Source organism: Variovorax glucosi (assembly GCF_051216695.1).
GTDB lineage: Bacteria > Pseudomonadota > Gammaproteobacteria > Burkholderiales > Burkholderiaceae_C > Variovorax.
This window is the reverse complement of the sequence record NZ_JBPJZE010000002.1, coordinates 126527-145916: the sequence shown is the minus strand read 5'-3', so window position 1 is coordinate 145916 and position 19390 is coordinate 126527. Positions and strand designations below refer to the sequence as shown.

Below are 19390 nucleotides of genomic sequence, written 5' to 3'. Positions count from 1 at the left end.
AACATGTCGAACATGAACAACCCCCGCCTGCAGAAGATCGTCGTCTTCATCGTCGCCGCCGTGCTGCTGCTCATCCTGCCGCTGGCGCTCCAGGCCCAGGGCAACGCCTGGGTGCGCATCGTGGACATCGCGCTGCTCTACGTGCTGCTCGCCCTCGGGCTGAACATCGTGGTCGGCTATGCCGGCCTGCTGGACCTCGGCTACGTCGCCTTCTTCGCCATCGGCGCGTATCTGTACGCACTGCTCGGCTCGCCCCACCTGGCCGAGACCTTCCCGGCCATCAAGGCCATGTTCCCGAACGGCGTGCACACGCCGCTGCTGGTGGTCATCCCGCTGGCCTTCGTGCTCGCGGGGGTCTTCGGCGTGCTGCTGGGTGCGCCCACGCTGCGCCTTCGAGGCGACTACCTGGCCATCGTCACGCTCGGCTTCGGCGAGATCATCCGGGTCTTCCTGAACACGCTCGACCACCCGGTCAACATCACCAACGGCCCCAAGGGGCTGGACGCCATCGACCCGGTGCACTTCTGGGGCCTGAACCTCGGCCAGAAGCTGAAGATCGGCGACTTCACCATCGCCTCCGTATCGCTCTACTACTACCTGTTCCTCGCGCTCGTCATCGTCACCGTCATCGTCTCCCACCGCCTGCAGCTCTCGCGCGTCGGCCGCGCATGGATGGCGATCCGGGAGGACGAGATCGCGGCCAAGGCCATGGGCATCAACACCCGCAACATGAAGCTGCTCGCCTTCGGCATGGGAGCGAGCTTCGGCGGTGTGTCGGGGGCCATGTTCGCCGCCTTTCAGGGCTTCGTCTCTCCCGAGTCGTTCAGCCTGATGGAGTCGGTGATGATCGTGGCGATGGTGGTGCTCGGCGGCATCGGCCACCTGCCCGGGGTGATCCTGGGCGCGGTGCTGCTCGCTGCGCTGCCCGAGGTGCTGCGCTACGTCGCCGGTCCGCTGCAGGCGATGACCGGAGGGCGGCTGGACGCGTCGATCCTGCGCCAGCTCTTCATCGCGCTCGCGATGATCGTGATCATGCTGGTGCGCCCGCGCGGGCTGTGGCCATCGCCTGCGCACGGCAAGTCGCTCAAGCGCCGGGCGGGGGATGCGACCCCGCCGGTGGCGCTGAGCGAGCCGGGCGTCTCCGGCCCGGCCGATGAAGTGCCCGGTTCGCCCGCGCGGCCGATGTCGATCAATCCGTGAACGAACGACAACAAGAACAAAAAGCGGACACAGCCATGAGCACACCATCAGCATCGACATCCACAGCAGACACCATCCTCGACGTAAGCGGCATCTCCAAGCGCTTCGGCGGCCTGCAGGCGCTCTCGGACGTGGGCATCAGGATCCAGCGCGGGCAGGTCTACGGCCTGATCGGGCCCAACGGAGCGGGCAAGACCACCTTCTTCAACGTCATCACCGGGCTCTACACGCCGGATTCGGGCAGCTTCGCTCTGGCGGGCAAGCCCTACCAGCCCACCGCCGTGCACGAGGTGGCCAAGGCCGGTATCGCGCGCACCTTCCAGAACATCCGGCTCTTCGCGGACATGACAGCGCTGGAGAACGTGATGGTCGGGCGCCACGTGCGCACGCACTCGGGCGTGGTGGGTGCGATCCTGCGCACATCGAGCTTCAAGGCCGAGGAGCGTGCCATCGCCGAGCGTGCGCACGAGCTCCTCGACTACGTGGGCATCGGCAAGTTCGCCGACTACAAGGCCCGAACGCTCAGCTACGGCGACCAGCGGAGGCTGGAGATCGCGCGCGCGCTGGCCACCGACCCGCAGCTGATCGCGCTCGACGAGCCTGCGGCGGGCATGAACGCGACGGAAAAGGTGATGCTGCGCGAACTCATCAGCCGCATTCGCAAGGACAACCGCACCATCCTCCTGATCGAGCACGACGTGAAGCTGGTGATGGGCCTGTGCGACCGTCTCACGGTGCTCGACTACGGCAAGCAGATCGCCGAGGGCACGCCTGCGGAGGTGCAGAAGAACGAGAAGGTGATCGAGGCTTACCTCGGCACGGGAGGACATTGAACATGAGCGAGATTCTTCTGAAAGTCACCGGCCTCAAGGTCGCCTACGGCGGCATCCAGGCGGTCAAGGGCGTGGACTTCGAGGTGCGCGAAGGCGAGCTGGTGTCCTTGATCGGCTCCAACGGAGCGGGCAAGACGACCACCATGAAGGCGATCACCGGCACGCTGCCGTTCGTGGACGGGGACATCGAGTTCCTGGGCCGCAGCATCAAGGGCCGCGGCGCCTGGGACCTGGTGGGCGAGGGTCTGGTGATGGTGCCCGAGGGCCGGGGCGTGTTCACGCGCATGACGATCACCGAGAACCTGCAGATCGGCGCGTACATCCGCAACGACAAGGACGGGATCGCGGACGACATCGAGCGGATGTTCGCGATCTTCCCGCGCCTGAGGGAGCGCAAGGACCAGCTGGCCGGGACGATGTCGGGCGGCGAGCAGCAGATGCTGGCGATGGGACGGGCGCTGATGGCGAGGCCGAAGGTGCTGTTGCTCGACGAACCCTCGATGGGCCTGTCGCCGATCATGGTGGACAAGATCTTCGAGGTGGTGAAGAACGTCTACGACCAGGGCGTGACGGTACTGCTGGTCGAGCAGAACGCGAGCCGCGCGCTGCAGATCGCGGACCGGGGGTATGTGATGGAGTCGGGAATCATCACCATGTTCGGCGACCCGCAATCGATGTTGAAAGATCCGAGAGTCCGGGCAGCATATCTCGGTGAAGCAGCCTGAAATCGATGCATCGAAACCAAAAAAAAGGGCCTCGCGGCCCTTTCTTGTTTTCCGGTTCAGCCCTTGCGCTTGACCATGCCCCAGATGAAGAGCAGCACGATGGCGCCCACGACGGAAGCAATGAATCCTGCCCCTTCGCCAGCCCGATACCAGCCCATGGCCTGGCCGAGATAGGTGGCCGCCAGCGATCCGGCAATGCCGATCAGCGTCGTGACGATGAAACCGGCCGCGTCATTCCCGGGCTTGAGGGCGCGGGCGATCAGACCTGCGATGAAGCCGATGAGGATGGTCCAGATGATGCTCATGATATTTCCTTGAAAAATTGAAGTTGAAGCGAGGTTGAGAAACTGAAAACGGAAATCAGAGCGGCTCCAGCGCCGGCAAAGCTTTGGCTACCGCAGCAGCCAAGGTGGAAATATCGAAAGGCTTGATCAATATCGACTGCGTGCCGAGTACGCGACCAACCTGCGCCATGTCGGCATAACCGGTCGCAAGAATCACCGGAATCTCGCCGACCATGCTGCGCGCCTTGGCAATCACTTCGGCTCCGTTCAGCCCGGGCATGGCGTAGTCGACGACCATCAGATCATGCCGCGATGCTTCCAGCGCGGCCAGCCCGGTCGCACCGTCGGCCGCCTCGCTGACCACGTAACCCAGCATCGAAAGGCTCTCGACGATGGCACGCCTGACCTCAGCATCGTCTTCGATGACCAACACCTTGTGACGCTGCGCGTCGTCGTGACGCAGCGGCGCCGATGCTGATGCATGTGCGGATTCTGCTCGCTCCTCCGATGTCGGAAAAAGCATTTCGACCACCGTGCCGCGGCCTTCCTCGCTGCGAAGCGACGCCATGCCGCCCGACTGCCTGGCGAATCCGTAGACCTGACTCAGGCCGAGACCGGTGCCGCTGCCGACCGGCTTGGTCGTGAAGAAGGGATCGAATACCTTGGTCAGCAGATGCTGGGCGATACCGACACCGGTATCGCCGACCGCGACCGTCACATACTCCCCGCCGGGCAATTGACCATTCGGCACATTACCGCCATCGGTCATGCGCGTCGACACCGTGAGCGTGCCGCCCGCCGGCATGGCGTCGCGTGCGTTGACGGCCAGATTGAGCACCGCCATCTCGAGCTGATTGGCGTCGAGCACGGACCATGCCGGGCGTTCGCTGAGTGCCATTTCCACCTGGATCGACGGACCGACGGAGACTGCGACAAGTTCGCGCATGCCGTCGAGCAGCGCGTTCACGTCGGTGAGGCGCGGCAGCAACGACTGGTTGCGCGCAAAGGACAGCAGCTGTCCGGTGAGTTTGGCTCCGCGCCCGACGGCGCTCTTGGCGCGAGCGGCGATGTTCAGTACCTTTTCCTCTTTCGCGACACGCGCGACGAGGTCGAGGTTCATGTTGACGACATGCAGCAGATTGTTGAAGTCATGCGCGATACCGCCGGTCAACCGGCCGATCGCCTCCATTTTCTGCACCTGAATCAGAGCCGCCTGCGCACGCTCCCGCTCGGCGATCTCGGCCATGAGGCGGTCGTTGGCGCCAGCCAGTTCGCGCGTGCGCGCAGCGATGCGCGCTTCCAGCTCGGCATTCAGCCGTTCGACCTCGCCCCGGGTGTCTTCGAGCTGACGCAGATTCACACGCGTCGCATACTGGCGCCCGCGCGCGCGCACGGCCGCATCGGCTGCACGGGCCAGTGTTTCGGTATGCACCGGACGCTCGAGAACGAACGCATTGCCCAGCGTCTGCAGCATCTTCAGCGCCTGACGCGATCGCCCGCCCACGTCCCGCGAAGCCAGCACGATGAACGGAAAGTCGGACCAGCTCGGCTGCGCCATGAGCCACGCGCGCAACGGCGCCTCCGGCACTTCGACCAGCGACTCCTCGGTCAGGATCGCGGCCGCAGCACCTTCGTCCAGAGCCGCGAGCATCTGGTCTGCCGACGTGCACACTACGGAAAGCAGATCGATCCCCTGCAGAAGCTTCTGCACTACGGCCGCATCGCGCCCGCGCGGTGCATGGATGAGTACCCGTCGCTCCATGCCTATTCCTCGCGGCTGGACAAAGCCAGAGGCGATTCGTCGCCCAGCAAGGGAATGGTTCCGCGATAGTTCGGAACGCCGGCCAGAACGCCTTCGAAATCCGTCAGCGCCGGACCCACCTCGATGCCGCCGGCCCCCACGCGAAACTCGCGAATGCTCAATTCGTGCTGACTGGTGCGGCTCTTGACGACCGATACCGCCTTCAGCAACTGGCCACGCGCTTCGAAGAAACGGAACAGCACGATGGAATCCGATAGATAACTGACGTCGAGATCGCTGCGGATATCTCCAACGATGCCATGCTGAGCCAGAACCAGAAGCGTGATGACGCCCTGCTGATTGAGAAAGCTCAGCAGCTCGTGCATCTGGAGCAGCAGAAATTTCGCGCCCGGCATGGCCTGCAGATACGCATTGAGACTGTCGATGACGATCACGCTGGCACCACGGACCTGAACGGCATCACGCACCATGTTTGCGAATTGCCCGGGGGACATCTCGGCCGGGTCGAGCGGCAAGACCTCGAGCAGTCCGCTTTCGATGAACGGCTCGAGCTGCAGCCCCAAGGATGCGCAACGATGTAAAAGCGTGCCCAAGCCTTCATCGAAAAGGTAATAGGAGGCCTTTTCTCCACGCTGCAACGCTTCGACCACAGCAGACATCGCCGTCGTCGTCTTGCCTACACCGGAAGGGCCGATGAACAAGGTGTTGCTGCCGCGCGTCAATCCGCCGCCCATGAGCGCATCGAGCGTCGGCGTGCCGGTGGACACAATCGATGCGACGAATTTTGCCTTGTGCTCCGCGGCGATGAGACGTGGAAAAACCTTGATTCCGCCGATGTCCATATGGACATCGTGTTCGCCACCCCGATACCGCACGCCGCGCATCTTGACGATGCGCAGATGCCGCCTGACCGGGCCGTAATCGCCGGTCGCCTGATCGAGTCCGAGCACGCCATGCGCGATGCTGTGCAGCTGGAGATCGCCGCCGGAAGAACTCTTGTCGTCCAGCAGAAGCACCGTGCAGTCGCGGGCCGCGAAGAAGTGTTTCAGCGCAAGGATCTGGCGTCGATAGCGCAGCGGATCCTGCGCAAGAAGGCGCATCTCGGACAGGCTGTCGAAGATCACGCGCGACGGCGACAGGCGCTCGACGGCAGTCATGATGCCGCGCGTGGTCTCGCCGAGCTCGACTTCGGCCGGATACAGGATCGACTGCTCGGCCGACGGGCTCAATCCCTCCTCGTTGATCAGCTCGAAAAGTTCGATGCCTTCGAGCGACCAACCGTGCGAATTCGCAACGATGCGCATTTCTTCCGCCGTCTCCGACAACGTCACGTACAGGCCGCGCTCGCCGCTCTGCCGACCTTCGAGCAGGAATTGCAATCCCAGCGTCGTCTTGCCGGCACCCGGCGTACCTTCCACCAAATAGAGATGACCGCGCGGAAATCCACCGCCCAGAACGTCGTCGAGTCCGGCGATGCCGGTTGCGGCACGCGGCTGAGGCAGAACGGCGGCCGACGGGAAGGTCGAGGACGAAGCAGAAGGGTTGGGAAGTCTGTCGGTGGGCATCGGGAAGGTCCAGTAGTACGCCGACGATCGGCGATACACACTCCCATTTTGCCGACTGCGGCCAGCCATCCCTGTCGTGTCGCGTCCTACACGCGGCAGGACAAGAGCGCGATATACCGTACGAATGCTTGAAAAACTACCTGATGTCATTGGTCGCGCATTGCACGGCGTACGTGCAGGACTCGACGAAATCGTCTTCAACAATATCGGCTTGCGACAGGGCATGGCGGCGATCGACGTCACCAGCATCGCGTTTGCCGATCACGCCCCGATTCCGGCCCGATACACCGCGGACGCGCACGAGGGTGCGGGCGTGTCGCCGCCGCTGCAATGGAGCAGCCTGCCGGTCGGGACGGTATCCGTCGTGGTGCTGGTCGAGGACGCCGATTCACCGACACCGAGTCCGCTGGTTCATGCCATCGTCGTCGGCCTTCCGCCGGACGAAAGCGCGCTGCCCGAAGCCGCGCTGCCGAGCGCTGACCACGAAGGCAAGGAAGGTCTTCGCACCGGACGCAATTCGTACCTTCAGTCTGCCTGGCTGCCGCCCGATCCGCCGCCCGGACATGGCGTTCACCGCTATGCATTTCAGGTGTTTGCGCTGGACATTTCGCCGCCCTTCGACGAGACGCCGGGACGAGACGAGGTGGTCGATGCCGTGCGAGAGCACGCGCTGGCCAGCGGGCTGCTGATCGGTACGTACGAGCGCCACGACACCACGATCAAGATCGAAGACGGCGTACCGGCCGGGCCGGTCGTGGCCGGCTGATCAGCGCGCGGGCCTGCCGATCGTGTCGAGCGGCAGGCGGGAGACTTCCGCCAGCAGCAGCGCCAATTGGGTCGCCGCAGCTGAAATCACGGCCTCTCCCTTGGCTGCCGTAGCCTGCGCCGATCGGCCCGCCGCACCGGAAGGGTTGTAGTCTTCCATCGCCCAGCCGAGCTTTGCGCTGCGGCCGTTACCGAGGATCGGATAGGCAGCGGAGCGATCGCGCGAGGCGGATGAAAAATCTTGCGCCGCCGACATGCGGACGCGATCCGGCGCCAGCGCCAGCATCATCGAAGTTTCGATTTCGCCGGCATGTACGCCGAAACGGTGCTCGTCGTCGCTGAACTGCGCGCCTGCTTTGCCGAGCGGCAGATTGAACCAGCTCACGCCATAGACGATGAGTCCGTGCGCGATTCGAAGCTCGCGTGCCACGATGTCCATGGCGCCGACATGTCCGCCGTGCGCATTGAACAACACCAGCTTGCGCACGCCCGCCCGCGCCACGCCGGCACCGATGTCTTTCCAGAGCCGGATGAGCGTATCGGAAGACAGCGTCAGTGTTCCGGGAAAGTTCGAATGCTCCGGACTGAGGCCGATGTGCTGCGTCGGCAGGAACAGCGTCGGAAGCGTATCCGGCAGCAACGGCAGGGCGGCGCCGACGATGCCATCCACCAACGTCGAATCGACGCTCAGAGGCAGGTGCGGTCCGTGCTGCTCGGTTGCGCCGAGCGGCAGCACGGCAACCGTGGTCGACGGATCGAGCGCAGCAAAATCGCGGGTGGTCAGTTGCGACCAGAAGCGGGGAATGGATGCCGACATCGCTCAGGCCTCGGCAGAAAGCTGCGCCGCGACCGCGCGCATCGCAGCGGCGATCGGTGCGGTGACCGGCACACCGCCGGCCTGTGCGCGTCCCATGGACAGAACCTCGTGGTCGGAACCTGCAGGTTCCTCCGAGGTGGTGATCATCGGAACGCGTCGCGCCGCCGTCGACGCTTCGGAGGCGTTCGGATCGACGAGAAGGACGACGGGTTTCTTCATTCGAAGAAGCTTAACGCGCCTTCGACACTCTCCACACCACGTTGCCCACGTCGTCGGCCACCAGCAGCGCACCCGACTTGTCCAACGCCACGCCGACCGGTCGACCCTGCGCCTTGCCGTCGGCAGAAAGAAAACCGGTCAGGAAATCGACCGGCTTGCCCACCGGCCTGCCGCCGATGAAGGGCACGAAAACCACGTTGTAGCCCGACATCGGCTTTCGGTTCCAGGACCCGTGATTTCCGACGAAGGCGCCGCTGGCGAATTCCGGCGGCATGCCGCGTGTATTGGAGAACGCGAGCCCCAGCGGCGCGACGTGCGTACCGAGCGCGTAGTCGGGCGCGATGGCAGTGGCGACCTTGTCCGGCTGCTGCGGCAACACGCGGGCATCGACGGTCTTGCCGTAGTAACTCCACGGCCAGCCGTAGAAAGCGCCGTCCTTCACCGAGGTCAGATAGTCGGGCACGAGGTCGCTGCCGATCTCGTCGCGCTCGTTGACGACGGTCCAGAGTGCACCGGTGTCCGGCTCCCAGCCGAGACCGTTCGGGTTGCGCAGGCCGCTGGCGAAGAGGCGCTTGGCACCCGTCTTGACATCGACTTCCCAGATCGCCGCGCGCCCTTCCTCGGCCTGCATGCCGTTTTCGCCGATGTTGCTGTTGGACCCGACGGTCGCGTAGAGCTTGGTGCCGTCGCGGCTGGCGATGATGTTCTTGGTCCAGTGATGATTGATGCCGGCCGGCAGATCGGTCACCTTGACCGGCGCCGCAGCGGCTGCGGTCTGTCCTTCGACGTACGGCACCTTCACGATCGCATCGGCATTCGCGATGAAGAGTTCGTTGCCCACCAGTGCCATTCCATATGGCGAATTGAGCCCCTGCAGATAGACGCTGCGCGTCTCGGCCGTGCCGTCGCCGTCGACATCGCGCAGCAGCGTGATGCGATTCGCGCTCGGCACGCCGGCACCGGCACGTTTCATGACCATCCCCTGCACCACGCCCTTCGCCTTGTCGAACAGGCCTTTCTCGGCCTGCGGTGCGTTGGGCTCCTTGGGCGGCTTGTTGCTTTCGGCGACAAGCACGTCGCCGTTGGGCAAGGTGAAGACCCAGCGCGGATGGTCGAGCTGACGCGCCAGCGCGGTCACCTTGAAACCCTGGGGCGCGGTCGGCCCGGCAGCGTCGTTCCAGCCAATGGCTTCGGCGATCTTGAGCGTAGGGATCAAGGTCTTGTTGGGCACGGGGAGCTGCGGCGTCGGACCCACACCCGCGTCGAACGGCAACTTCGCGGTTTCTCCGCAGGCGGTAACCAACAGAACGGCAGCCGCGACAAGGCAGAGGCGTGGGAGGCTGCGTAAGGGACCGACTGAGGAACCAAGAGTAGTGACGGGCTGCATGAAAGTCTCCTGCGGATATGGATGCGGGAATTCGAATGTCGAATGTCTAATGTTGAATGAGACAACACTGGCGCACCGGTCGGTCCGGCACTGTCGGTGATCGGCGCCTTTCCGCGTGATCCGGCCGGTCCGGTGCAGCGACTACCATCGACCGGAACCTTACCGCTCCTCCAGCGCTCCGACAGCCGGCATGACCCGTACGCTCTCCAGCCCCATCTTCCGCTGCGCTTTTCGCTCGCTCGCCCTACCGATGCTGCTGCCCCTCTTGTGCGCGGCAGGCATCGCTGCGGCGCAGGCACCCGCGAGCGCGACCGGCAGCGGGCTGGCGGCGAGGGCCTCATCGGTCGTCACGACGCCTCATGTGCGCGCGGAGCTGGTGGCGAACGCGCCGGACGGCGTGTCGCCCGGCGCGCCGGTCTGGATCGGCCTGCGCATAGCGCATCAGCCCGAATGGCACACCTACTGGAAGAACGCCGGCGACTCCGGCCTGCCGACCGAGCTGGCCTGGACGCTCCCCACCGGCATCGCGGCAGGCGACATCGCCTGGCCGGTGCCGAAGAAGATCCCGGTCGGCACGCTGGCCAATTACGGCTACGAAGGCACCGTGCTGCTGCCGGTGCCGCTCACGATCGCAACCGACTTCCGTCCGCCGACGACCCTGACCGGCCCGCAGTCGGTCACCGTCCGCCTCAAGGCTTCGTGGCTGGTGTGCCGGCAGGAATGCATCCCGGAAGAAGGCGAGTTCGCGCTCCAGCTACCCGTGCAGGGTTCGACCGCGATGGATCTGCCGGCGTTCGAGACCGCGCGCGCCGCTCAGCCGGTCGCGCTGATGCAGCCCAGCGCCATCGCCATCGACGGCAAGGCGCTTCAGGTGCGGATCGACGGCCTGCCCGCCGCCGCGCGCGGCAAGACGCTCGAGTTCTTCCCCGAAACCGGCGACGTGATCCACACCGCGGCGGTTTCCGGCAAGGAGTGGACGCAGGCCTGGCAAGGCGATGCCTGGACAGCCACGATCCCGCTCGCCGACCAGCGCAGCGCGAGTCCGGCGACGATGCCGGTCGTGGTCGCGTTGGCCGAGGCAGATCGCCGGGTCGGCGCGCCGATCGCGTGGCGCGCCGAAGCACCGGTCACGGGAACCTGGCCCGCGACCGCGCCACCCGTGCAGGTTTCGCCCGCGCTCAAAGCCGCGCTCGAAGCCAACGCGGCCGTGCCGCTGCCGACGCCGGTTGGCGGTTTCATCGCCGCGCTGCTGGGTGCGGTACTCGGCGGGCTGCTGCTGAACCTGATGCCGTGCGTGTTCCCGGTGCTGGCGATCAAGGTCGTCGGCTTCGCCCGCCACGGCGCCGACCGCCGCAGCCACCGACGCGCCGGAATGGCCTACACGGCCGGCGTTCTGCTGTCGTTCCTGGCGCTGGGCGCTGCGATGCTGGCTTTGCGCGCGGCCGGCACGCAACTCGGCTGGGGTTTCCAGCTGCAGTCGCCGGCGGTGGTGGCGGCACTGGCGGCGCTGTTCACGCTGATCGGTCTCAATCTGGCGGGTCTGTTCGAGTTCCGCATGCTGGCGCCGTCTTCGCTCGGCGCTGTTCAGGCGAAGCATCCGCTGGCGAACGATTTTCTTTCGGGCGTGCTGGCGGTGGTCGTGGCGTCGCCCTGTACGGCACCATTCATGGGTGCATCGCTAGGGTTCGCGATCGGCTTGCCGGCCGCGCAGGCACTGATGCTGTTCGCGGCGCTCGGCTTCGGATTGGCGCTGCCCTATCTGGTCGCCAGCTTCGTCCCCGCCGTGGCGCGCCTGCTGCCGCGCCCCGGCGCCTGGATGGACACGCTGCGCCGCCTGCTCGCCTTCCCGATGTTCGCGACCGTCGCCTGGCTGGTCTGGGTGCTCGGCCAGCAGAGCGGCATCGACGGCGCGGGCGCGTTGCTGGCGTTGCTGGTGTGCCTTGCAGCCGTCGCCTGGGCACTGACGCTGCGTGGACGCACGCGCGTCGTCCTTGCAGCGGCGATGGTGGGAATCACCGCGCTGGTCGGCTTTTCGATCGGCGGCAACCTGCTGCGGCCGATCGCGACAGGCGTTGCATCCAGTGCTGCGGCCGACGAACGCTGGCAGCCATGGTCGACGACGCGCGTCGCGGAACTCCACGCCGCTGGCCGACCGGTGTTCGTCGACTTCACGGCAGCCTGGTGCATTACCTGCCAGTACAACAAGAAGGCGACGCTGTCCGACCCTTCGGTGCTCGCCGATTTCGATGCCCGCCGCGTCGCGATGTTGCGCGCCGACTGGACTCGGCAAGACCCGGCCATCACCGCGGCGCTGGCTGCGCTCGGCCGCAGCGGCGTGCCGGTCTATGTGCTGCACGCGCCCGGAAAACCGCAGCGCGTCATGACCGAGATCCTGAGCCGGAGCGAACTGCAGAAAGCGCTCGCCGCTCTTTGACCACGACGCCATTACGGCTTGTCACGCCGGCGTGAGAAAAGCGCCCTAAGCTGTCGTCGCAATTCAGTTTTCCGGTTTCTTGCCGACCTCCAGGTCTTTTGCGGAGTCCTTCCGAACATGTCCACCTTTTCGACTTCAGCCGCACGCTCGGCGCGCGCCGCCCGCAACGCCAGCGCGGCCCTGAGCCGCGCCTCGCGCCGCGCCGTGATGGCTGCCGCCGTCGCGCTCGGCGCCACGCTGGCAATGGGCACGGCGGCCTTCGCGGCGCCGTCCATCGGCGAGAAAGCGCCCGACTTCATCGCCGTCGACACCGCCGGCGCGAAGCACAAGCTGTCGGATTTCGCCGGCAAGTACGTGGTCCTCGAATGGACCAATCCCGGCTGCCCGTTCGTTCGCAAGCATTACGGCAGCGGCAACCTGCCGGCGACGCAGAAGGCCGCCACGGACAAGGGAGTCGTCTGGCTCGCGATCAACTCGACCGAGCGCGCCGCCAGCGATTACCTGAAGCCGGCCGCTTTCGACGCCTGGATGAAGGAGCACTCCGCCGTCCCGACCGCCGCCCTGATGGACGAAGACGGCGTCATCGGCCAGGCCTACGGCGCGCGCACCACGCCTCACATGTTCATCATCGATCCCAAGGGCGTGCTGGTCTACGCCGGCGGCATCGACAGCGTGCCTTCGGCCCGGCCGGACGACATCAAAACAGCTACCAATTACGTCAGCAAGGCGCTCGGCGAAGCCTTCGGCGGCAAGCCGATCAGCGCGGCAGCGACCAAGCCGTACGGCTGCTCGATCAAGTACCGCAGTTAGCGGCACGGGCCTACAGAGCCCCCTGCGACAATCCCGGGATGCCCTTCGCCCCCCTGCAAAACGACACCTTCCTGCGCGCCTGCTGGCGCCAGGCGACCGATCACACCCCCGTCTGGCTGATGCGCCAGGCCGGCCGCTATCTACCCGAGTACGTTGCCACGCGCGCCCGTGCCGGCAGCTTCATGGGTCTGGCGACCAACGTCGACTACGCCACCGAAGTCACGCTGCAGCCGCTGGAACGCTTCCCGCTCGATGCGTCGATCCTGTTCTCCGACATTCTTACCGTGCCCGACGCGATGGGCCTGGGCCTGTCCTTCGAAACCGGCGAAGGCCCGCGCTTTGCCCGCACCGTGCGCGACGAAGCCGCGGTCGATGCGCTGGCCGTGCCCGACATGGAAAAGCTGCGTTACGTGTTCGATGCCGTGACGTCGATCCGCAAGGCGCTGAACGGACGCGTGCCGCTGATCGGCTTCTCCGGCAGCCCGTGGACGCTCGCCTGCTACATGGTCGAAGGAGCAGGGTCCAGCGACTACCGGCGCGTGAAGACGCTGATGTACAGCCGCCCCGACCTCATGCATCGCATCCTCGCGATCAACGCCGATGCGGTCGCCGCTTACCTCAACGCCCAGATCGATGCCGGCGCGCAGGCCGTGATGGTGTTCGACAGCTGGGGCGGCGTGCTGGCCGACGGTGCCTTCCAGGAGTTCAGCCTCGCGTACACCACGCGCGTGCTGTCGCAGCTCAAGCGCGAAGGCGCAGACGGTACGCCGGTGCCGCGGCTGGTCTTCACCAAGGGCGGCGGGCTCTGGCTCGACGACATGCGCTCGCTCGACTGCGAAGTGCTGGGTCTGGACTGGACGGTGAATCTTGCCGAGGCGCGCGCCAAGGTCGGCGAAGGCCCGCAGGGCAAGGCGCTGCAGGGCAATATCGACCCCAACGTGCTTTTCGCACCTCCGGCCCGGATTGAGCAGGAAGTGGCCAAGGTGCTGAACAGCTTCGGCCGTCCGCACACCGACCGCAGCGTGGCGGGTCCGACACATATCTTCAACCTGGGCCACGGCATCAGCCAATTCACCCCGCCGGAACATGTTTCGGCGTTGGTGGATGCGGTGCATTCGCAATCGCGCAAGTCGAGGTGCTGACACAATTGTGTCCAGCAACCATGCCGCTTCGCATGTGAGTGGTCGCAACCTTCACGCGTGCCGGTCGCGACGAGGTGTAAACGAAAATTCTCAAAATTTCGTTTGTCAAGCCTAAATCGCTCCATGCCAACAGACTTATGCACAAATCTCTTGCTGCGGCGCCACAAAGTATCCGAAGCGTCGCGCCTGCCGCTCCTAAAGCGATAGCACTGCTAAGTCATTGATTCATATGGATTTCAAACTTTGCTTTTTTTCCGGGCAATCCAGTCGGGCCGTTGATTTGCAAGGGATTGCGGCGAGTCGGGCAGGGATATCAACAAAGTTATCCACAGAAACTCTGGATGACTTCCAAAGTCTAGACAAATCAACGACTTAAGTGCTTTTGCTCCAACTCGCATTAACAAACCAGTCCAACCGGGTTCGTCCATGAACTGGCGGATCGACGTTGCGGTCCATACACCGGCGCATGCGGCGCTCGCAGAAACGCTCAGCTACTCGTCTGCGGAATCGATCGTTCCGGGCACGCTGGTGCGCGTGCCGTTGGGTAAGCGCGAGGTATTGGGTGTGGCGTGGGGCTGCGAAGCGCTGGCGAGCGGCACAGCGGACGATGCCGGCGGCAACGACGACGCCCCGATGGCGCTGAAACCGGTCGCTGCCTCGCTCGACGCGCTCGCGCCGCTGGGCGACACCTGGCGCGATCTCGTGTCTTTCGCGGCGCGCTATTACCAGCGATCACTGGGAGAAATCGCGCTCGCGGCGTTGCCACCGCAGTTGCGCGACCTGAGCAGCGTGCAACTGGCCCGTCGGCTGAAGCGCCAGAGCGCGAACGCGCCCGGCGGCGGCCCGATCGTGTCGCCGGGCACCGCGCTGACGGCAGAGCAGGCCGAGGCGCTGCGCCGCATCGACGCCGAATCCGGGCCGTTTCTGCTGTTCGGCAGCACCGGCAGCGGCAAGACCGAGGTCTACCTGCGCGCCGTCGCCGAGCTGCTGGAAGCCGATCCGGCGGCTCAGGCGCTCGTCATGGTGCCCGAGATCAACCTGACGCCGCAGCTCGAAGCGCGGTTTCGCGCACGTTTCGAAGCCCGATTCGGCGCCGACGCGGTGGTGTCGCTGCACAGCGGCATGACCAATCCGCAGCGCCTGGCAAGCTGGCTGGCGGCGCACGGCGGCACCGCGCGGATCGTGCTCGGCACGCGGATGGCGGTGTTCGCGTCGATGCCGGCACTGCGCCTGATCGTGGTCGACGAGGAGCATGACCCGAGCTACAAGCAGCAGGAAGGCGCACGGTACTCGGCGCGCGACCTGGCCGTTTGGCGCGGACATCGCGAGAACGCGAAGGTGATCCTCGGCTCGGCCACGCCGTCGCTGGAGAGCTGGTTCCAGAGCCGGCCCGCCGGCGGGGAAGATCCGGGCGGGCGCTATGTGCGGCTGGCGATGCCGTCGCGGATCAGTTCGTCGACGGGTGCCGGCGCGCTGCCGTCGGTCCGGCTGGTCGACATGCGGTTGCAGCCGTCGAAGACCGTGATTTCCGGCGTGCTGCTCGACGCCATCGGCCAGCGGATCGCACGCGGCGAGCAGAGCATGATTTTCCTGAACCGCCGCGGCTATGCGCCGGTGCTGGCCTGCGCCGACTGCGGCTGGAAGAGCGAATGCCCGCACTGCAGCGCCTACCGCGTGTTCCACAAGATCGACCGCACGCTGCGCTGCCACCACTGCGGCTTCACCGAACGCGTGCCGCGCGCCTGCCCGGCATGCGGCAACCTGGACATCGCGCCGGTCGGTCGGGGCACCGAGCGGCTGGAAGAGCATGTTGCGGAACTTTTCGCCGACGTGACCCGGCCCGGCGGCGGCGCGGTGCGTGTGGCGCGGATCGACGCCGACAGCACGCGGCTGCAGGGCGCGCTCGAATCGCAGCTCGCCGCCGTGCATGCCGGCGACGTCGACGTGCTGGTCGGCACGCAGATGATCGCCAAGGGCCACGACTTCCGCCGCATCACGCTGGTCGCGGCCGTCAATCCGGACGGCGCGCTGTTCTCCAGCGACTTCCGGGCGCCGGAGCGACTGTTCAGCCTGCTGATGCAGTCCGCCGGACGCGCCGGACGCGACGCCGCCTACCTTGCCGCCCAGGGTGCGACCGCCGAGATGTGGATCCAGACGCACCACACCGAACACGCGCTTTTTGCCGCGCTGCGCCATCACGACTATCCGGCGTTCGCCGAGCTGGAGCTGATCGATCGCCGCGCCGCCGGCATGCCGCCTTTCGCCTTCCAGGCGCTGCTGCGCGCCGATGCCCGCACCCAGGAGAGTGCGCAGGCCTTTCTGAACGCAGCCAGTGCCGCTGCCGACGCGCTGCCGGACGCCGACCGCGTGATGCGCTATCCGGCGGTGCCGCTGGCGATCCAGCGGGTCGCCAACGTCGAACGCGCGCAGATGCTGATCGAAAGCAGCACCCGCTCGGCATTGCAGCGCCTGCTGGCCGCGTGGCAACCGTTGCTGCACGATCTGCGCCGCACGCCGGACGGCAAGGGCGTGATCCGCTGGCTCATCGACGTGGATCCGCACAGCATCTGAGGCCGCTGTCCTGCAAAGAGTTACAGGTTGGCGCAGACAATCGCGTCAACCATGAATACGCCCTCGCTCCGCACCGCCGCCTTCTCCTGCGCGCTCGCCTTTGCTGCCCTCGCAGGCGCCCAGACGGCGCAACCGGGCACCGGAGCGGATACGCTTCAGGCCAAGTACAAGTCGGTGCAATCTCAGCTGACCGGCAACATGTTCCGGCGTCCGCTGGTTCTGGCGTCGAACGAAGCGTCCGACCGGCTCAGCGGCGACATTTACGCGGTCATCGACCATCCCTTCGAAGAGGTCGGACGTGAACTGAAGTCGCCGGTCGTCTGGTGCGAGGTGCTCATGCTGCATCTGAATACCAAGAACTGTGCAGTCGGTGCGAACAAGGACGCGCTCGCGGTTGCCGTCGGACGAAAGTTCGATCAGCCGCTCGAGGATGCGCAGCGCATCAACTTCGGCTACCGGGTGCAGCAGTCGAGCCCCGATTACCTGGATGTGCGCATGAGCGCTGCCAGCGGCCCGTTGTCGACACGCGATTACCGGATCACCCTCGAAGCGGTTCCGCTGGACGGCGGCAAGACATTCGTTCATCTGGGCTATGCCTACGCCTACGGCACAGCCGCGCGGCTGGCGATGAAGGGTTATCTGGCAACGGTCGGCAGCGGCAAGGTCGGATTCACCACATCGGGCACCGACGCCCAGGGCCAGCCGGATTACGTCGGCGGCGTACGGGGCGTGGTCGAGCGCAACACGATGCGCTACTACCTGGCCATCGATGCCTACCTGGACGCTCCCGGCCCACAGAGTCGCGACAAGCGCGCCGGTCTCTGGTTCGACAGCACCGAGCGCTATGCGCGCCAGTTGCATGAACTCGACCGGTCGGACTACCTGGAAATGAAGCAAAAAGAATTCACACGCCTGCAAGGGTCATCGCAATGATTGCGCAACAGTTTCAGAATGAGAACCCCGTCAACGCATCAGGAGCCCGCATGAAAACCATCGGCAAGACCCTGTGTTTCCTCTCCGCACTCCTGGCTCTGGCCGTGGCGGTTCCGGCTGTGACGACGGTATCCGCCGCGGAGTTGTCGCTGGAAGGCAGCCGGCTGCGTGTGTCGGGCGTGCTGGACGGGACCAGCGTTGCGGCATTCAACGAGCAGTTGGCGACCGGCAAGGTGCAGCGTGTGGTTTTCGAAGACGCGACTGGCGGCACCGCAGAAGCTGCGCAGGCTTATGCGGCGGCGATCAGAAGCAGTGGTGTCAGGACCGAAGTGCGCGGCCAGTGCCATGCCGCTTGCGCCTTTGCGTTTCTGGCGGCCAAGGAACATCGCTTTGGTTCCGGCGGACAGATCAACGGCCTGCTGATTCCGGTCACCAAGCGACCGAAGCCCGAAGAACTTGCCACGCGCTGGCGCGGGAACGATTCCGACAAGGCATTGGCAGCGAGTTCGGACACGCAGATGGCGAACGTAATGGAAGTTTCCACGCCGACCCAATCGCTAGAGTCCTCGACGCGCGACTGGCAGCCGGAGCACGGCGTGCTTTTCGTCTCCAACCCGACTCTTTTCGGACGCGTCTACAACGCGTTCTATTGCGACGGCACTCAGGGGCGCGATTTCTCACGATGCGAACGTCTGGCAAATGCCGATCCCTACGCGCTCGGCGTGCTGACGCACTGAGCGGTCAGCGCAACCAGCGCGGTCGGCGCTTAACGCCGCTGATCGAGCTCCTGAGCGATCGTCCCCATCTGGTTGAGCAGACGTGCGCCGTTCATCTGACCGGTGCCCGGATCAATCTGGCTGAAGCCATAGTTGACGTTCTGGGCGGGGGAACTGTGTTGATTTGCGCCGCTGAGCGAAGGATCTCCCGGCCAGTGGTAAACGGTCGCGACGTTGTTCAAGTCGGTGTTGGCGCCGAAATGATGCATCAGACCGGCAATGCCCGAGTTGTTGCCCATGTAAACCGGATCCTTCGGTGTCGTGAAAGCCGACGTGAATCCAACCTGTCCGTTTGGCATTCCGAGCGCGTTCCAGGCCGCGACCTCGTCGCTTCCGATGGCCGGTATCGGCGCCGGATTCACAAGGTTTGTCGGGACGATCTGCCCGTTCATGACAGCGGCGCTCTGCGCAGCTCGCGCGCCGACCGCACCGAAAGAATGCCCGGTGATTCCCACACTCACTGGTTGACCGTTGATGCCTTGTTGCTGCAAGGTGGCCGCAAACCGTCCCAACTCCTCTCCAAACATGCCCTGCTCGGTTTTCCTGCCGAGCGTGAGGTTAGTAGCGATGTCCGCGGCCTGCTGCAGAGTGGCATTGAAGTTGCCCAGACCACGACGTAGATTGTTGCCTGCTACCGATGTTCCGCTTGTCAATCCGCCCACGCCGACCTCGATCTGGAGTTCATTGGGGCGCCTCGGATCCGGAGGCATCTGCCGGAATGCGTAAGTGACGCCGGTGCCGGCGACGTGGTTGCCTGGGCCCGGGATGTCCGGCCTCAAGATCGAATTGGTGTTGAAGTACTGGTTTTGATTCAGGAAGTTGCGAAAGTCCGCCTCGATTTGTGCCGGATGCACCAAGGTACTCGATGGCTGCGGACCGCCGTAAATCGTGCTCAAGACTTCGAGCTTTGCCTGGAAACGGGCCCTCTGCGTCGCGGCTTCGGTCGGCATCGCCGAGCGGGCTCCCAGCGCGGCACCGAACAGAGCGTTCGGCGCCGGCGCGCCGTCGACACCTGTAGGGCTGGGCGTTCGTGTGTAGATCGGAAGGCTCGATGCAGTCAATGGAATATCGACTGGCAAGATTGCCTGTGTCCGCTCGAGTTTTCGAAGTGGAGGCATTTGATTTGGGATTCCGGGCATTTGATTCTCGATAGGCGTTTGGAAGAGG

The 19390-nt window shown here is 65.2% G+C and carries 17 protein-coding genes; 10 read left to right on the top strand and 7 right to left on the bottom strand.

The window, feature by feature from the left end:
- Positions 1-12: 12 nt before the first annotated feature.
- The 3 genes from ACSFA3_RS09060 to ACSFA3_RS09050 are packed head-to-tail and all read left to right on the top strand — an operon-like array spanning position 13 to position 2758.
- On the top strand, positions 13-1200 hold the full coding sequence (locus tag ACSFA3_RS09060; RefSeq protein WP_435505118.1) for a branched-chain amino acid ABC transporter permease: 1188 nt from the start codon (positions 13-15) through the stop codon (positions 1198-1200).
- A 35-nt stretch (positions 1201-1235) separates the two neighbouring features.
- Entirely contained in the window at positions 1236-2033 is a 798-nt protein-coding gene (locus tag ACSFA3_RS09055; protein ID WP_435505117.1) for an ABC transporter ATP-binding protein, read from the top strand.
- A gap of 2 nt (positions 2034-2035) precedes the next feature.
- Positions 2036-2758: an ABC transporter ATP-binding protein gene (locus ACSFA3_RS09050; RefSeq protein WP_435505116.1), complete on the top strand. Its 723-nt coding sequence runs from the start codon at positions 2036-2038 to the stop codon at positions 2756-2758.
- Between the two features lie 56 nt (positions 2759-2814).
- Here the strand turns inward: ACSFA3_RS09050 and ACSFA3_RS09045 are convergent, their stop codons facing one another.
- Genes ACSFA3_RS09045 through ACSFA3_RS09035 form a run of 3 tightly spaced genes read right to left on the bottom strand, consistent with a single transcriptional unit; the run spans position 2815 to position 6369 of the window.
- Complete coding sequence (locus tag ACSFA3_RS09045) at positions 2815-3063, bottom strand: GlsB/YeaQ/YmgE family stress response membrane protein (RefSeq protein ID WP_435505115.1); 249 nt, start codon at positions 3061-3063, stop codon at positions 2815-2817.
- A 55-nt stretch (positions 3064-3118) separates the two neighbouring features.
- Positions 3119-4804 carry a response regulator gene (locus ACSFA3_RS09040; protein WP_435505114.1) on the bottom strand — a complete coding sequence of 562 codons (1686 nt, stop codon included), beginning with the start codon at positions 4802-4804 and terminating at the stop codon, positions 3119-3121.
- A gap of 2 nt (positions 4805-4806) precedes the next feature.
- Positions 4807-6369, bottom strand: a complete 1563-nt coding sequence (locus tag ACSFA3_RS09035; RefSeq protein ID WP_435505113.1) for an ATPase domain-containing protein — start codon at positions 6367-6369, stop codon at positions 4807-4809.
- Between the two features lie 124 nt (positions 6370-6493).
- Between ACSFA3_RS09035 and ACSFA3_RS09030 the strand changes: the two genes are divergently transcribed.
- Entirely contained in the window at positions 6494-7135 is a 642-nt protein-coding gene (locus ACSFA3_RS09030; protein ID WP_435505112.1) for a YbhB/YbcL family Raf kinase inhibitor-like protein, read from the top strand.
- On the opposite strand, the gene ACSFA3_RS09025 is transcribed toward ACSFA3_RS09030, so the two are convergent.
- Genes ACSFA3_RS09025 through ACSFA3_RS09015 form a run of 3 tightly spaced genes read right to left on the bottom strand, consistent with a single transcriptional unit; the run spans position 7136 to position 9557 of the window.
- Positions 7136-7951 (bottom strand): creatininase family protein, encoded by an 816-nt coding sequence (locus ACSFA3_RS09025; RefSeq protein WP_435505111.1) that lies wholly within the window; start codon positions 7949-7951, stop codon positions 7136-7138.
- 3 nt (positions 7952-7954) lie between these two features.
- A complete protein-coding gene (locus tag ACSFA3_RS09020) occupies positions 7955-8170 on the bottom strand; it encodes a hypothetical protein (protein WP_435505110.1) in 216 nt (71 codons plus the stop codon).
- Positions 8171-8180: 10 nt separating this feature from the next.
- Positions 8181-9557: a PQQ-dependent sugar dehydrogenase gene (locus tag ACSFA3_RS09015; protein WP_435505109.1), complete on the bottom strand. Its 1377-nt coding sequence runs from the start codon at positions 9555-9557 to the stop codon at positions 8181-8183.
- A 250-nt stretch (positions 9558-9807) separates the two neighbouring features.
- Here ACSFA3_RS09015 and ACSFA3_RS09010 point away from each other — a divergent pair, with 250 nt between their 5' ends.
- From ACSFA3_RS09010 to ACSFA3_RS08985, 6 genes are all read left to right on the top strand, one after another.
- Positions 9808-11991 carry a protein-disulfide reductase DsbD family protein gene (locus ACSFA3_RS09010; protein ID WP_435505108.1) on the top strand — a complete coding sequence of 728 codons (2184 nt, stop codon included), beginning with the start codon at positions 9808-9810 and terminating at the stop codon, positions 11989-11991.
- Between the two features lie 117 nt (positions 11992-12108).
- The gene (locus ACSFA3_RS09005) at positions 12109-12801 is read left to right on the top strand and encodes a thioredoxin family protein (protein WP_435505107.1); all 693 of its coding nucleotides are present in this window, start codon (positions 12109-12111) and stop codon (positions 12799-12801) included.
- 38 nt (positions 12802-12839) lie between these two features.
- Complete coding sequence (gene hemE, locus ACSFA3_RS09000; protein ID WP_435505106.1) at positions 12840-13943, top strand: uroporphyrinogen decarboxylase; 1104 nt, start codon at positions 12840-12842, stop codon at positions 13941-13943.
- 426 nt (positions 13944-14369) lie between these two features.
- Positions 14370-16514 (top strand): replication restart helicase PriA, encoded by a 2145-nt coding sequence (gene priA, locus ACSFA3_RS08995; protein WP_435505105.1) that lies wholly within the window; start codon positions 14370-14372, stop codon positions 16512-16514.
- Positions 16515-16565: 51 nt separating this feature from the next.
- Positions 16566-17447: a hypothetical protein gene (locus ACSFA3_RS08990; protein WP_435505104.1), complete on the top strand. Its 882-nt coding sequence runs from the start codon at positions 16566-16568 to the stop codon at positions 17445-17447.
- 50 nt (positions 17448-17497) lie between these two features.
- Positions 17498-18184 (top strand): hypothetical protein, encoded by a 687-nt coding sequence (locus ACSFA3_RS08985; protein ID WP_435505103.1) that lies wholly within the window; start codon positions 17498-17500, stop codon positions 18182-18184.
- Between the two features lie 29 nt (positions 18185-18213).
- Here the strand turns inward: ACSFA3_RS08985 and ACSFA3_RS08980 are convergent, their stop codons facing one another.
- On the bottom strand, positions 18214-19362 hold the full coding sequence (locus ACSFA3_RS08980) for a hypothetical protein (RefSeq protein ID WP_435505102.1): 1149 nt from the start codon (positions 19360-19362) through the stop codon (positions 18214-18216).
- Positions 19363-19390: the final 28 nt, after the last annotated feature.